The organism is Streptomyces sp. NBC_00503, assembly GCF_036346895.1.
Lineage (GTDB): Bacteria > Actinomycetota > Actinomycetes > Streptomycetales > Streptomycetaceae > Streptomyces.
The window spans coordinates 7,551,133-7,565,108 of sequence record NZ_CP107855.1 but is presented as its reverse complement, the minus strand read 5'-3'; the positions used below and the strand labels follow the sequence as shown (position 1 = coordinate 7,565,108).

11 protein-coding genes and 1 pseudogene are annotated in these 13,976 nt (G+C 72.7%); 8 read left to right on the top strand and 4 right to left on the bottom strand.

Translation table 11 applies throughout. The annotated features are described in order from the left end of the window. The first annotated feature begins 1 nt into the window (after position 1). From OG490_RS34440 to OG490_RS34425, 4 genes and pseudogenes are all read left to right on the top strand, one after another. Positions 2–1,468: a sensor histidine kinase gene (locus OG490_RS34440; protein WP_330300201.1), complete on the top strand. Its 1,467-nt coding sequence runs from the start codon at positions 2–4 to the stop codon at positions 1,466–1,468. A gap of 92 nt (positions 1,469–1,560) precedes the next feature. Further along, positions 1,561–2,472, top strand: a complete 912-nt coding sequence (locus OG490_RS34435; RefSeq protein WP_330300200.1) for an NUDIX hydrolase — start codon at positions 1,561–1,563, stop codon at positions 2,470–2,472. A 162-nt stretch (positions 2,473–2,634) separates the two neighbouring features. Continuing rightward, positions 2,635–4,257, top strand: a complete 1,623-nt coding sequence (locus OG490_RS34430; protein ID WP_330300199.1) for an alpha/beta hydrolase — start codon at positions 2,635–2,637, stop codon at positions 4,255–4,257. 34 nt (positions 4,258–4,291) lie between these two features. After that, positions 4,292–5,027: pseudogene (locus tag OG490_RS34425) on the top strand (MFS transporter); the annotation flags it as partial. Positions 5,028–5,085: 58 nt separating this feature from the next. Here OG490_RS34425 and OG490_RS34420 read toward each other — a convergent pair. Continuing rightward, positions 5,086–5,748: a response regulator transcription factor gene (locus OG490_RS34420; protein ID WP_330300198.1), complete on the bottom strand. Its 663-nt coding sequence runs from the start codon at positions 5,746–5,748 to the stop codon at positions 5,086–5,088. After that, positions 5,745–6,926, bottom strand: a complete 1,182-nt coding sequence (locus tag OG490_RS34415) for a sensor histidine kinase (RefSeq protein ID WP_330300197.1) — start codon at positions 6,924–6,926, stop codon at positions 5,745–5,747. The genes OG490_RS34420 and OG490_RS34415 overlap by 4 nt, the downstream gene beginning before the upstream one ends. Before the next feature lie 195 nt (positions 6,927–7,121). Between OG490_RS34415 and OG490_RS34410 the strand changes: the two genes are divergently transcribed. From OG490_RS34410 to rox, 3 genes are all read left to right on the top strand, one after another. Then, positions 7,122–8,042, top strand: coding sequence for an ABC transporter ATP-binding protein (locus OG490_RS34410; protein ID WP_330300196.1), 921 nt, complete (start codon positions 7,122–7,124; stop codon positions 8,040–8,042). Continuing rightward, on the top strand, positions 8,039–8,881 hold the full coding sequence (locus tag OG490_RS34405; protein ID WP_330300195.1) for an ABC transporter permease: 843 nt from the start codon (positions 8,039–8,041) through the stop codon (positions 8,879–8,881). The genes OG490_RS34410 and OG490_RS34405 overlap by 4 nt, the downstream gene beginning before the upstream one ends. Positions 8,882–9,069: 188 nt before the next feature. Continuing rightward, positions 9,070–10,497: a rifampin monooxygenase gene (gene rox / locus OG490_RS34400; protein ID WP_330300194.1), complete on the top strand. Its 1,428-nt coding sequence runs from the start codon at positions 9,070–9,072 to the stop codon at positions 10,495–10,497. A 26-nt stretch (positions 10,498–10,523) separates the two neighbouring features. Here the strand turns inward: rox and OG490_RS34395 are convergent, their stop codons facing one another. After that, a complete protein-coding gene (locus OG490_RS34395) occupies positions 10,524–10,775 on the bottom strand; it encodes an EF-hand domain-containing protein (protein ID WP_330300193.1) in 252 nt (83 codons plus the stop codon). 134 nt (positions 10,776–10,909) lie between these two features. Further along, positions 10,910–12,577, bottom strand: coding sequence for a YfbK domain-containing protein (locus OG490_RS34390; RefSeq protein ID WP_443065908.1), 1,668 nt, complete (start codon positions 12,575–12,577; stop codon positions 10,910–10,912). Between the two features lie 220 nt (positions 12,578–12,797). On the opposite strand from OG490_RS34390, the gene OG490_RS34385 reads away from it, so the two are divergent. After that, the gene (locus tag OG490_RS34385) at positions 12,798–13,967 is read left to right on the top strand and encodes a cytochrome P450 (protein ID WP_330300192.1); all 1,170 of its coding nucleotides are present in this window, start codon (positions 12,798–12,800) and stop codon (positions 13,965–13,967) included. The last annotated feature ends 9 nt before the right edge of the window (positions 13,968–13,976 follow it).

Sequence of the window (13,976 nt, the reverse complement as noted above, 5' to 3'; positions counted from 1 at the left end):
CATGGCGCGCTTCTTCGCGGGCCTGTCCCTGCGCGCGCGGCTGGTGGTGCTCTCGATGGTCCTGGTCGCGCTGGGGCTGACCGTCAGTGACACCGTCGTCCTCGGTTCGGTGCGCGCCCAGCTGGTGGGGCGGGTGGACCAGCAGCTCGAACGGTTCGGGGACTCGATGGCGTACCGGGTCCGGTCCGAGGGCATCCCGCAACCGCATCCGGGGCGGGCGGGCGGCGGGCGGGCCTGGCTGCCGAGCCAGTACGTGATGGCGTTCGCCGATGCCGACGGCACGGTCTCGGACCAGTACCGCCAGCCCGTCACGGCCGGGGATCCGGGCCCGTCGTGGCCCGCGATGGATGCGGCGGGGCTACGGGCCAGGCTGGGGCGGCCGTTCGAGGTTCGGAGCGACCACGGTGACGGCACCTGGTGGGTGCTGATCGTGCCGGTGGGCAGCGAGGATCCCGCGCTGCCCACCGGGGTGGTGGTGGCGGCCCCGCTGGACGACGTGACCTCCACCCTCGACCACCTGGCGACCGCCTTCCGGCTGATCGGCGTGGTGGTGTCGCTGCTGCTCGCGGCGGCCGGCTGGTTCGCCGTACGGGCGGGCCTGCGGCCGCTGCGGCGGATCGAGGAGACGGCGGCGGAGATATCCGCCGGGCGACCGCTCTCGCACCGGATGCCGGACGCTTCGCCGCGGACCGAGACCGGAAGGCTGAGCAGCGCGCTCAACGGAATGCTCGCGCAGATCGAGTCGGCCTTCGCGGCCCGCGCGGCGTCCGAGGAGCAGATGCGGCGCTTCGTCGCCGACGCCAGTCACGAGCTGCGCACGCCACTGGCCGGGATCCGGGGCTTCGCCGAGCTGTACCGGATGGGCGCCCTTCCCGACGAGGCGGACGTCAAACGGACCATGGCCCGGATCGAGAGCGAGGCGGTGCGGCTCGGCGGCCTGGTGGAGGACCTGCTCACGCTGGTCCGCATGGACGAGCAGCGCCCGCTGGAGATCGCTCCGATGGACCTGCGCACCCTGGCGGTGGACGCCCTGCACGACACCCGGGCGCTGGATCCGACCCGCGAGGTGGTGCTGACCGGTCCGGGCGGCGTCGGCCTGCCCGGCCCCGCTCCGGTCAACGGCGACGAGGCGCGGCTGCGCCAGGTGGTCGCCAACCTGGTCGGCAACGCCGTCGCCCACACGCCGACGGGTTCGCCGGTACGCATCGGGGTGGGGAGTTCGGGCGGCCACGAGGTGATCGAGGTGGCCGACTCCGGGCCGGGTCTCACTCCGGAGCAGGCCGCCCGGGTCTTCGAGAGGTTCTACCGGGTGGACGCCTCCCGGAGCCGCCAGGCGGGCGGCGGCGCCGGCCTCGGGCTGGCGATCGCCTCCGCGCTGGTCCGGGCGCACGAGGGCGCACTGGAACTGGAGACGACGCCGGACCGCGGAGCCCTGTTCCGCGTGCGCCTGCCGTCCGCCGGGCACTGACCGCGCACCGCTCTGCGAAGATCCTCTGACGGGCCGGATCCGGCGCGCAGCCGGAGCACCGGCACCCCCGACACACCCGTCTGGAGCGAACAGTGGCCCCTGAACCCACCGGCACCGCGGCCCTCCTGGTGAACGGCCGGGGGCAGTACCTGTTGCACCTGCGCGATGCCAACAAGCCGCACATCTGCGACCCGGGCACCTGGTCGATCCCCGGCGGGGGCCGTGAGGGTTCGGAATCCTCCCGGCAGGCCGTCGAGCGGGAACTCCTCGAAGAGACCGGCCTGACGGTCGCGCTGGAGCCGCTGACCGTCGTCGACGCGCACGGCCCCGGCGGGCAGGGCAAGGACCGGATCCAGGTCTACCTCGGTGCCTGGGACGGCGACGCCGACGCCCTTCCCTGTCCCGAAGGGATCATGTTCCGCTGGTTCGACGCGGCCACCACCGCGTGGCTGACCATGTGCCCGTGGACGGCCGAGGTCATCGCCCTGCACCGGAGGACCGCTCCCGCGCCGGCTCTCGCGGCCGCGCCCGTACCCGTACCCGTTCCCCGAAGTGGCGGCCGGGCCCGCCCCAACGTCATCGGTGTGCACCTGTACCTCCAGCGGCCCGACGGCAAGGTCCTGCTCGGGCTGCGCCACCCGGACCTGCCGTTCGCCGGGCGGACCTGGCACCTGCTCGCGGGCCACTGCGAGCAGGAGGGGGCGCTCGCCTGCCTGGTCAGGGAGGCCGAGGAGGAAGCCGGGCTGACGATCCGGGCCGAGGACGCCGAGCTCGTCCACACGGTGCACGTACTCGACGAGGGCGGCGACGGGCAGCCCCGGCTCCAGCTGTTCTTCCGGGCGCGCGCCTGGTCGGGCACGCCCGAACTGCGGGAGCCCGACAAGTGCCTGGAGTGGGCGTGGTGGGATCCGGCGGCGCTCCCCGAGCCGATCGTCGCGTACACCCGGACCGCGATCGAGGCGATCGGCCACGGCCGGGCGTACTCCGAGATGGGCTGGACCTGACCCTCCGCCACGAAGGCCGGTGCGGGCCTGCGACCCGGGCCGCCGACCGGGCGCGTACACCCCTGGTGGTACGGAAAATCAACTCCCCGGGGGCCGACAAGTGCGGCGGTCGGTGGTTACGTTGTCGCACGTTCGGCCACATCCATGACGGAGGACCACCGCATGCAGAGCCGTTTAGCCGATGACCCCCGCAAGCGGACGACCTGGGGGATATCCCTCGTTCTGATCGCGGTCACCGCGCTGCTCGGGGGCGCGCCCGGGGCCGCGACGGCCGCGGTCCCGGCCGCCCCGCCCGTGCCCGCCCTGTCCTGGGGTGCCTGCGACGGGGCGGACCCCGGCGGTCCCGGGGACGGCTTCGAGTGCGCGACCGCCCAGGTGCCGCTGGACTACCGCCGGCCCACCGGGCGTACGATCCCGCTCGCGGTCACCCGGCGGCTCGCGGCGGACCGGGCCCACCGCACCGGCGTCCTGGTCCTGCACCCCGGCGGACCCGGCAACTCCGGTGTGGACTTCGCCCGCAACAGCTACGGCGCGCTCCCGGCTTCCCTGCGCGACTCCTTCGACGTCGTCGGGTACGACATGCGCGGCGTGAAGCGCAGCGGACAGGTGGAGTGCTGGAACGACGCCGAGTACTCCGCCGCCGTGGACGCCGCGCGCGGGGTGCCGGGCCCGGGAGCCCTGCAGACCACCGTCCGGCAGGGCCGGGAGTTCGGCGCCGCCTGCAAGGAACGCTCCGCGGACCTCGTGCCGTTCATCGGCACCGCGTCGAACGCCAAGGACCTCGACCTGCTGCGCCAGGCCCTGGGCGAGGAGACGCTCACCTTCTACGGCCGCTCCTTCGGCAGCTACGTCGGCACCGTCTACGCCGCGCAGTTCCCCCGGCGCGTGCGCGCCATGGTGCTGGACGGGGCCTACGATCCGCGTCGCTACGCCGATGTCCCGTACGCGTACGACGGCGGGCAGTTCGTCGCCCTGGACGCGGCGGTCGGCCGGTTCCTCGACTGGTGCGCGCAGAACGCGACCGCGTGCGGATTCGGTGACGGCCGGCCGCGGGAGGCCTTCGAGCAGCTCAAGCGGGCGCTGGACGCGGATCCCGTGATCACCGCGAGCGGACGCCCGGCCACCGGCTACACGCTCGCCTACCGGCTGATGTTCAACATCAACTCGGGCAAGGAGGTCTGGCCCTATCTGGGGCAGGCCCTGCGGGCCGCCCAGGCACACCAGGGTTCGTTCCTGCTGTCGCCGCCCTCGCCCGCGTCCTTCGACTTCCTCAACGTCAACATGGCCGTCGAGTGCGCCGACCGCGTCTACCCGACCGGCCGACTGCTCCTGGACACGGTGGTCGGCGTCCACGTCGCCACCGCTCCGCTGCTGGGACCCCCCATCGGCCTCGGGCCGCCCACCTACGACCACAACCACGCGCCCACCTGCGCCCAGTGGCCGGCGGAGCGTCCGAGCCGCTACGAGGGTTCCTACCGGGCGGCCGGTTCCGCCCCGATCCTGGTCCTGGGTACGACCGGGGACCCGGACACCCCGTACCAGGACGCGGTGGCCCTGGCCGGGACGCTGGACAGCGGACGGCTGCTGACCTTCGCGGGCGAGGGACACACCGGCTACAACCGGAGCGCCTGTGTCAGCGCCCTGGTCGACGACTACCTCGCCACCCTGGCGCTGCCGGCACGGGGTACGGTCTGTGCGGACGAGACGCCCCCCGAACCGCTCACCCGCCGCACGACGGGCGTCGAGGTGGACGAGACGCAGGATGTGATCCCCGTGCTGCGTTGAGGGCGTCCGCGAGAGAGGGCGGGACAGGGTGGGCTTGTTGGGCGGACGTGCGCTGGGGCGGCAGTTCGGGTGGCTCTGGGCGGCGTACGCGGTCAGCACGCTCGGTACCTGGATCGCCTTCGACGCGTTCCCCCTGATCGCGATCCTCGTCCTGCACGCCGGAACGACCCAGGTATCGGCCCTGGCGGCCGCGGGGCTGGCGGTCGGCGCCGTGGTGGCGCTGCCGCTCGGCCCGTGGGTGGAGTTCCGCCGCAAGCGGCCGGTGATGTTCGCGATGGACCTGGTCCGCTTCGCGGCGCTGATGAGCGTGCCCGCGGCGTTCGCCTTCGGCCTGCTGGGCTTCACCCAGCTCCTGGTCGTGGCGGTCGTCGTCGGCGCGGCCGACATCGCCTTCACCGCGGCCAGCGGCGCCTGCGTGAAGGCGCTCGTCCCGCCCCAGGACCTGATCGTCGCGAACGGGCGGTTCGAGTCCACGACCTGGACCGCTACCCTGCTCGGTCCCCCGCTCGGCGGGGCAGCGATCGCGGTACTGGGCCCGGTGACGACCGTGGTCGCCAACGCGGTGAGCTACCTGCTCTCGGCCGTGGGGATCCGGGCGATCGGCGGCGCCCCCGAGCCGGATCCCGCTCCCGCCGGAGCGCGGCCGCGGCTGCGGGCCGGGGACCTGTTCGCAGGATGGCGCTACATCCTGGCCGACTCCGCGCTGCGCCCGCTGTTCGTGAACACCGATCGCGATCGCCGGTCTGCTCATCCTGGCGACCCCGCTGCTGCTCCCGCGCCGTGACGAGGGGGCCGAGCACGAGCGGGAGCCGGGGGCCGGGAGCACCGTCAGCGGGGCAGCGTGACCAGCCCCGCCTCGTAGGCGGTGATCACGAGCTGGACCCGGTCCCGGGCGTTCAGTTTGGTGAGCAGCCGCGACACGTGGGACTTGGCGGTGGCCACCGAGATGAAGAGGTCCTCGGCGATCTCGGTGTTCGACCGGCCGCGTCCCACGAGGGCCAGTACCTCGCGTTCCCGCTCGGTGATGCCCTCGACCGTCCGCGGGGTGCGCTCCGGGGCGGCCGCGGGCCGTCCGGCGAACTCCGCGATCAGGCGGCGCGTCACCCCCGGCGCGATCAGTGCGTCCCCGGCGGCGACCACGCGGACCGCCGCGAGGATGTCGTCGAGGGCCATGTCCTTGACCACGAAGCCGCTCGCGCCGGCGCGCAGCGCACCGTAGACGTGGTCGTCCTCGTCGAAGGTGGTCAGGACGAGGACGCGGGCCGTCGCCGGACCGGCGGTGATCAGGCGGGTGGCCTCTATGCCGTCCATTTCGGGCATCCGGATGTCCATCACGACGACGTCGGGGTCGAGTTCGGCGACGAGCCGGACCGCCTCGGAGCCGTTGGCGGCCTCGCCGACGACTTCCAGGTCGGGGTGGTCGGACATGAGCACGCGCATGCCGGAGCGCACCAGTGGCTGGTCGTCGGCGAGTACGATCCGGATGGTCATCGGGCCTCCACTGAAACGGCTGCGGGCGCGGGCGCGGGCAGGGGCAGCTTGGCCGCCACCCGGAAGCCGCCTTCGGGGCGCGTCCCGGTGGTGAGCCGGCCGTGCAGCAGGGCGACCCGCTCGCGCATGCCGACGATGCCGAAGCCGTGGGCCGGGCCGTGCTCGGTGGCACCGCGCCCGTCGTCGACGATCTCCACGGACAGTTCCCGGTCCCCGTACTCGATGGCCACCCGGCAGAGCCCGGTGCCCGCGTGGCGGACCACGTTGGTCAGCGCCTCCTGGACGATACGGTAGGCCGACAGGTCGATCTCGGCCGGCAGCGGGCGCTGTTCCCCGCTGCGGTGCACGTCGACGCTGACGCCGGCGTCCGCCGTCGCCGCCGCCAGCCGGTCGAGGTCCGCCAGACCGGGCGAGGGCGCGAGCGGTGCCCGCCCCGGGTCCTCGGCGTCCGGGTCGGCCCGGCGCAGCGCCATCAGGGTCCGCCGGAGGCCGGCCAGGGTCTCCCTGCTGGTGGCTTCGATGGCGCGCAGCGCTTCCCCGGCCTCCTCGGGCTGGGTCCGGATGACCCGGCTGCCCACCCCGGCCTGGATGGCGATGATGCCGATGCTGTGCGCGACCATGTCGTGCAACTCCCGTGCGATCCGCAGCCGTTCGGCGACGACCGCCTCGGCGACCTCCTGTGCGCGCAGCGCCACCGCGTGCTCGCGGCGCTCGCGGATCAGCAGACCGGCCGTGCAGGCCGCGGCCACCGCCAGGACGGCGATGACGAGGTTGGCGGTCAGGCCGTCGCCGTGTGCGAAGCTGCCGACGAGGAGCACCTGGACGAGGAGGGAGGCGGCCACGGCGACGGTCGAGGCCCGCCGTGCGCGGGTGGCGACGATGAGGCCGAGGACGAGGTCCACCGCCAGGAACGGCAGGAACTGGCCCTGGTAGGAGGCGGACAGGTCCACGGGGGCGGAGCTCGGGGGACCGGCCACCACGGCGGTGGATCCGAGGAGCAGGAGGACCAGGGCCGAGGCCGGCGCGCGGCGCAGGAGGCCGAGGAGCAGGCTCGCCGCCAGCAGGGCTCCGATGCCGTGGAGCATGCCCGAAGCCCGCGGCGCGCCTCCTACGAGCAGGGCCAGCGCCAAGACGTAGAGGACGCCCCCTGCCCAGGCGGTGAGGTTGGTTCTCGTCATCGCAGGTGCACCCTCTCGCGAGGAACGGTGCGGGCGGGCCGCGGGGTGGTCGGTATGGCATCCATCCCGCGACACTATCCAGCCACCGGCCCCGCGGCGTCGTCCCGGGGGCTTACGCCCACGGGCTAACCGGGCCCCGCGATTGCCGACCACGGCCCCATGACCGGCCGGGGCCCTCCCGGCAGTGTTGTCCACATGATCGAAGTACAGGAACTCACCAAGCGCTACGGCGGCAAGACCGCCGTCGACCAGCTGTCCTTCACCGTGCGGCCGGGCCAGGTCACCGGTTTCCTCGGCCCCAACGGGGCGGGCAAGTCCACCACGTTGAGGATGATCCTCGGCCTGGAGGCGCCCACCGGCGGCGCCGCCACCGTCGGCGGGGTCCCCTTCCGCAGCCACTCCCGCGGCCTGCGGCACGTCGGCGCCCTCCTCGACGCCGGCCAGGTCCACGGCGGACGCACCGCCACGGCCCACCTGTCGGCCCTGGCGCGCAGCAACGGGATCTCCCCGCGCCGGGTGTCGGAGGTGCTGCACGAGGTGGGCCTGGCCGAGGTGGCGGGCCGCCGCATCGGCGGGTTCTCGCTCGGCATGAAGCAGCGGCTGGGGGTGGCCACCGCACTGCTCGGCGACCCGCCGGTGCTGATGTTCGACGAGCCGGTCAACGGCATGGACCCGGAGGGCGTGCTCTGGATGCGCCGCCTCTTCCGGCGGCTGGCGGCCGAGGGCCGCACCGTCTTCCTCTCCAGCCACCTGATGTCGGAGATGGAGAACACCGCCGACCAGCTCGTGGTCATCGGCCGGGGCAGGCTCATCGCAGCCGAGTCGGTACGGGAGTTCGCGGCCCGCAGCACCACTCTCGGTGTGGTGGTGGGCACGCGGCAGGCTGCCGAGCTGACGGCGGTGCTGAGCGCTGCCGGGGCGTCGGTCGAGCCGGAGGGATCGGCGGGCACCGAGAAGCTCGCCGTGACCGGACTCCCGTCTGAGCGGATCGCCGCGCTCGCCTTCGAGAACGGGATCCTGCTCAGCGAACTCACCACCCGAGCAGCCTCGTTGGAAGAGGCCTTCATGCAACTCACCGCCGACAGCGTCGAATACCAGGCAGGACAGCCCCGATGACCACACTCGCCTCCGCCCCCGCGACCGATGCGACCGCCCAGGCCGCCTCCCCCGCCGAGCCGCCCGCCCGCTTCCGCGATCTGATCGCCTCCGAGTGGATCAAGACGCGGTCCCTGCGCTCCACCCCGTGGGTCCTGGCGTTCACCACCTTGTTCGTCATCGGGTCCGCCGCCGTGGCTTCGCTCTCCGACAAGGCCGCGGGATCCGAACCCGGCAGTTTCCTGGCCTACGACTCCTTCTCCTCGCCCGGCTGCATGACGCTGATCCTCGTCGCCGGAACCATGGGCGCCCTCGCCGTGGTGAGCGAGTACGGCAGCGGGCTGATCCGCACCACCTTCGCTGCCGTCCCCGACCGCGGTGCGGTGGTGCTGGCCAAGGCGGTCGTCACCGCCGTGCTGTGGACCGCGGTCGGCACGGTCGCCGCCCTCGGATCCTTCTTCGTCTCCCAGGCCGTCCTGAACGGGCACGACGCCGCGGTTCCGCTCACCCATCCCGATGTGTTCCGACCGCTGGTGGCGTCGGCCCTGCTGGCTCCGGTGTGCGCCCTGACCGGCCTGGGCCTCGGCGTCCTGCTCCGGCATGCCGCAGGGACCGTGCTCACCGCCGTCTTCGCCCTGCTGATGCTGCCCACCATGTTCTCGGAGAGCAACCGCTGGTCGGCCGACATCAAGCACACGATGGTCTCGGCCGCCTGGACCCGCCTCGTCCAGACCTGGGAGCCGGATCCCGATTCCCTGGGCTACAGCGCCACGCTTCCCGGCTGCTGGATCGTGTTCGCGCTCTGGCCGCTGATCGCCGTCGCCCTCGCCGTGGCCGTCGTACGGAACCGCGACGTGTGAATGTGCCGAGGCAGGCGTTCTCCACGCCTTGAGGCAAAGGAGGCCTTGAGACAAACAACAAAGGCAAGGAGATCTACCGCTCCTTGCCCTCCTCAACATATAGCGCACGGGGGGCCTTGCGACAAGGCCCCCTTGATGCCGCAAACTCTCCGTCCAGCACAAAATCTGAGGCATTCGGGGCGGTTTTCTTGATTGACGTGATGATTGTCGGCGCAGGCCCGACCGGCATGATGCTGGCCGCCGAATTGCGGCTGCACGGAGTCCACGTGGTCGTGGTGGACAGGGAATCGGAGCCGACCGAGGTCGTGCGCGCTCTCGGACTGCACTCGCGCAGCATCGAGGTGACGGACCAGCGCGGTCTGCTGGAGCGGTTCCTCCCGCTGGGCCGGCAGTATCCGGTCGGCGGGTTCTTCGCCGGCATCCCCAGTCCTTCGCCGGAGGGGCTCGACACCGCGCATCCCTACGTCCTCAGCATCCCGCAGCCCACCGTCGACCGCCTGCTGACGGAGCGCGCCGTGGAGCTCGGTGCCGAGATCCGGCGCGGTCTCGCGCTGGTCGGGCTGAGCCAGGACGAACACGGGGTGACGGCCGAGCTGGCCGACGGTACCGAGCTGCGCTCGCGCTACCTCGTCGGCTGCGACGGCGGCCGCAGCACGGTGCGCAAGCAGCTCGGCATCGGCTTCCCCGGCGAGCCCACCAGGGTCGAAACGCTGCTGGGCGAGGTGGCGCTGGACGCGCCGCCGGAGACGGTCGGCGCCGTGGTGGCCGAAGTCCGCAAGACCCGGCTGCTGTTCGGCGCGATCCCCTTCGGGGACGGGGTGTACCGCGTGGTGGCACCCGCCGCCGGGTTGGCCGAGGACCCCAGGGTCCCGCCGACCCTGGAGGAACTGAAACAGCAGCTGCGGGAGGTGGCCGGCACGGACTTCGGCGCCCACTCGCCGCGCTGGCTGTCCCGCTTCGGCGATGCCACCCGGCTGGCGGAGCGCTACCGGGACGGCCGGGTACTGCTGGCCGGCGACGCGGCGCACGTCCACCCGCCGGTCGGCGGGCAGGGGCTCAACCTCGGCGTCCAGGACGCGTTCAACCTCGGGTGGAAGCTCGCCGCCCAGGTGCGCGGCTGGGCTCCGGAGGGGCTGCTGGACAGCTATCAGACCGAACGGCGCGCGGTGGCCGCCGACGTGCTGGACAACACCCGTGCGCAGATGCAGTTGATGTCCCTCGAACCGGGCGCCCAGGCGGTCCGCCGACTGGTGTCGGAACTGCTGGACTTCGAGGACGTGAACCGGCACCTGATCGAGAAGATCATCGCGATCGGGATCCGCTACGACTTCGGCGAGGGCCACGAGCTGCTCGGGCGGCGGTTGCGGGACATCGAGCTCAAGCGGGGTCGCCTGTACGAGCTGATGCGCGAGGGCCGGGGACTGCTGCTCGACCAGACGGGCCGACTCTCGGTGGCGGGCTGGGAGGACCGGGTCGACCACGTGGTCGACGTCAGCGGGGAACTGGACGTGCCCGCGGTGCTCCTGCGGCCGGACGGCCACGTGGTCTGGGCCGGCGAGGACCAGCAGGACCTGCTCGGCCGGCTGCCCGAGTGGTTCGGCGCGGCCACCTGCTGAGTGCTCGGTGCCCCCCGGCGGGTCGGCTACCAGCCGAAGCGGCGGTCGACCTCGCGCTCGAACTCCTCGAAGGTCAGGACCCCGTCACCGTCCAGGTTGGCCTGGTCGAAGAGGGCCGAGGAGGCGTCCGCGTCGCCCACGCCCCAGAAGGGCAGGTCGCCCGCGGCGGCGAGGGTGGGTCCCTTCTTCCGCAGGGCGCTGATCACCTCGGCGCGCGTCAGGACGCCGTCGCTGTTGAGATCCAGCGCGTCGAAGAGCTTGCGGGCCTTGGCGCTCATGACCTGGTCCTTTCACCGGGGTCCGGCGGCGCGGAGATCCGCCGGACCCTCAGCCTACGACCCGCCGTCCGGGCCTCGGAGGGCGGACCGTGCCGAACGGGGCCGGGCCGAGCCGGCCGGCCCCGTCGGGGGCGTCATCGGTTCAGTTGACCGGCCTGCCGGATCGCATCCGACAGTTCCCGCACGGCGGAGTCCTCCGTGCGGTCCGCCAGCCGCTGCGCGTGACCGGCGAGCTGGTCCAGGGAGACGGAGCCCGGTACCCGCTCCCAGCCGCCGTCGCGCTCCCGCAGCGCCGAGGCGAAGTAGGCCGCCACCGCCGTGATCTGGAGGCGCGGCGGGGCCTGGGTCCACAGGTCGCCCCGGAGCGCGCTCTCCTCCACCTCGCCGGACCGCTCGTGCGGGGCCCGGGTGTTCGGGTCCAGCCAGCGCACGGTGGCCGTCGCCACGTGGCCGGTCGCGCCGGGGCGCAACCGGACCGCGTACAGGGCGGTCACCGTGTGACCGGGGCCGACCTCGCCGCCGTCCACCGCGTCGTTGCGGAAGTCCTGGTCGTCGACCTTGCGGTTGTCGTAGCCGATCAGCCGGAACCGCTCGACGGTCTGCGGGTCGAAGGAGACCTGCGCCTTGGCGTCGCGGGCCCGCAGTTCGATCTGTGCGGGGAGTTCTTCGCAGAAGACCTTGCGGGCGCCTTCCCTGTCGGAGACGTAGGTGGTGTGGCCGTCTCCCTTGTCGGCGAGCTGTTCCATGAAGGCGTCGTTGTACTGGCTGCCCACGCCCACGCCGTACAGGGTGATCCCGTGCTCGGTGCGGGCGCCGGAGATCCGCTTGAGGATGGCATCGGCGGTGGTGGCGCCGGTGTTGGCGAGGCCGTCGGAGAGCAGGACGACCCGGTTGGTGGCGCCGGGCCGCAGGGCCTTGACCGCCTCGTCGTATCCGAGGGTGATGCCCGCCTCCACGTTGGTGGAATCGTCGGTGCGCAGCCCGTCGACGATCTTGTGGATCTGTTCGCGGTTGCCGGCGACGGGGGTCATCGCGAGCCGGGTCCGGGCCTTGCCGCTGAAGGTGACGACGGCGACCGAGTCTTCGTCGTGCAGCTGGTCGGTCATCAGGTTCATGGAGGTGCGTACGAGGTCGAGGCGGCCGGGCTCCGCCATGGAGCCGGAGACGTCCACGACGAAGGTGAGGGCGGCGGGTGCGCGGCGCTCCGCGCCGTCCGCACCCTGCCCGGAGCCGCGGGTGGCGAGGCCCACGCGGACCAGGGACCAGTCGGCGTCGGTGGTCCGGGCGCCGTCGACGGTGACCGAGAAGCCGTCGCCGTCGGGCTCCTGGTAGTCCTGCCGGAAGCTGTTGACGAACTCCTCGGGGCGGATGGTCGCGGGGTCGGGCAGGTGGCCGTCGGCGAGCGTGCGGCGGGCGTAGCCGTAGCTGGCGGTGTCCACGTCGAGCCCGAAGGTGGAGAGGTAGTCGGCGGGCGGGGCGCTGGCGCGCCGCCCGTCGGACTCCCCCTCGGCGCTGCCGCCCGGGGAGGGTGCAACGGGTCTCGGTTTCGCGTCGGTTCCGTTCCAGCCGCGGTTGGCGGAGGCCCCGTTGGAGCTTCCCTTGGAACCGCCGCTGTATCCGCAACCGGTCAACAGCAGGCCGGTGGCGGCGAGCGCGGCGATCAGCCGGCCGTGCCTTCTTCTCCGGGCCGGGTGGGGAATGCGAGGAGTGCGGTCCTGATGAGACGTCACAGCTGCTCCCTTGAAGCGTCGTAGGTGTTGAATTGGACGCTTGGGAAGGGCTGTTGGAGCTGTCGAAGCCATTGCGAACACGTATCGAAGCGACAACGGCAGACGGAATGTCAAGCTCTGGTATCGAGGGCCGGCGGCGAAGGAGCCGCGGGGGCGCACACGTGCGTACGCGGGCATCCCTCATGCGCCCCCGCGGCCCGCTTCACGCCTCATCCCGCCTCTGCTTGGCTGTCAGCGGGCCCGCCGGAACGAGAATCCGGGGCACCCCTCGCACCTCCCAGCAGGAGGAAATGTGGAAGACAGCAGCACGTCCACCACCTTCATACCGATCCTGGAGCAGATGTCCCTCGCCGATGCGACCGCGCGCCTGGTCGACCTGCCCGACGGGACGCGCGCGTGGCTGGTCAGCGACTACGACGAGGTGCGGGCGGTCCTGACGGACCCGCGGTTCTCCGCCGACGACCAGCTTCCCGGATACCCCCGGATGCTCCCGGCGCCGCCGGCGCCCGGAGCCATGTCGTTCCTGCGGATGGACGCCCCGCGGCACGGCGCGGTACGGCGCGTCCTGACCCCGTCGTTCACCATGCGGCGCATCGAGCGGATGCGTCCGGGCATCCGGGAGGCGACCCGACGGCTCATCGAGGGCATGCGGGAGGCCGGTCCGCCCGCCGACCTCATCGCCCGGCTGGCGCTCCCCCTGCCGTCGCTGGTGATCTGCCAGCTCCTCGGGGTGCCCTACGAGGACCACGAGGTGTTCCAGGAGAACAGCCGGCTGATGCTCAGCATCGACAGCACCCCCGAGCAGGCCACGGCCGCGCTCATGGCGCTCGGTGACTACATCCGCACCCTGGCCCTCAAACGCCGGACGGACCCCGCGGACGACCTGCTCAGCACCGCCGTCCAGCAGCAGGAGGCGGCCGACATGACGGACGAGGAGGTCGTCGCGATGGCCCGGCTGCTCCTGCTCGCCGGGCACGAGACGACCGCGAACCAGCTCGGGCTGAGCGTGCTGACGCTCTTCGAGCACCCCGACCAGCTGCGCGCGCTGCGCGAGGACCCCTCTCTCGTGAAGTCCGCGGTCGAGGAACTCCTGCGCTACCACTCGATCGTACGGACCGCGCTGGCCCGGGTCGCCGTCGCCGACGTACCGCTCCCCGGCGGGCAGACAGTCCGGGCGGGCGAGGGCGTCGTCCTCGGGGTCAAGCGTGCCAACCGGGACGAGCGCTTCCTCACCTCACCCGGCGACCTCGACATCCGCCGCGAGGTACGGGGCCATGTGGCGTTCGGCTACGGGATGCACCAGTGCATCGGCCAGACGCTGGCCCGCCTCGAACTCCAGATCGCGCTCACCGAACTGCTCCGCGCCTTCCCGGACCTCCGGCCGGCGTGCCCGCCGCAGGACATCCGCGTACGCCACACCGCCGTGGTCCTGGGCCTCGAATCGCTGCCCGTCGCCTGGTGAGTCCGCGGT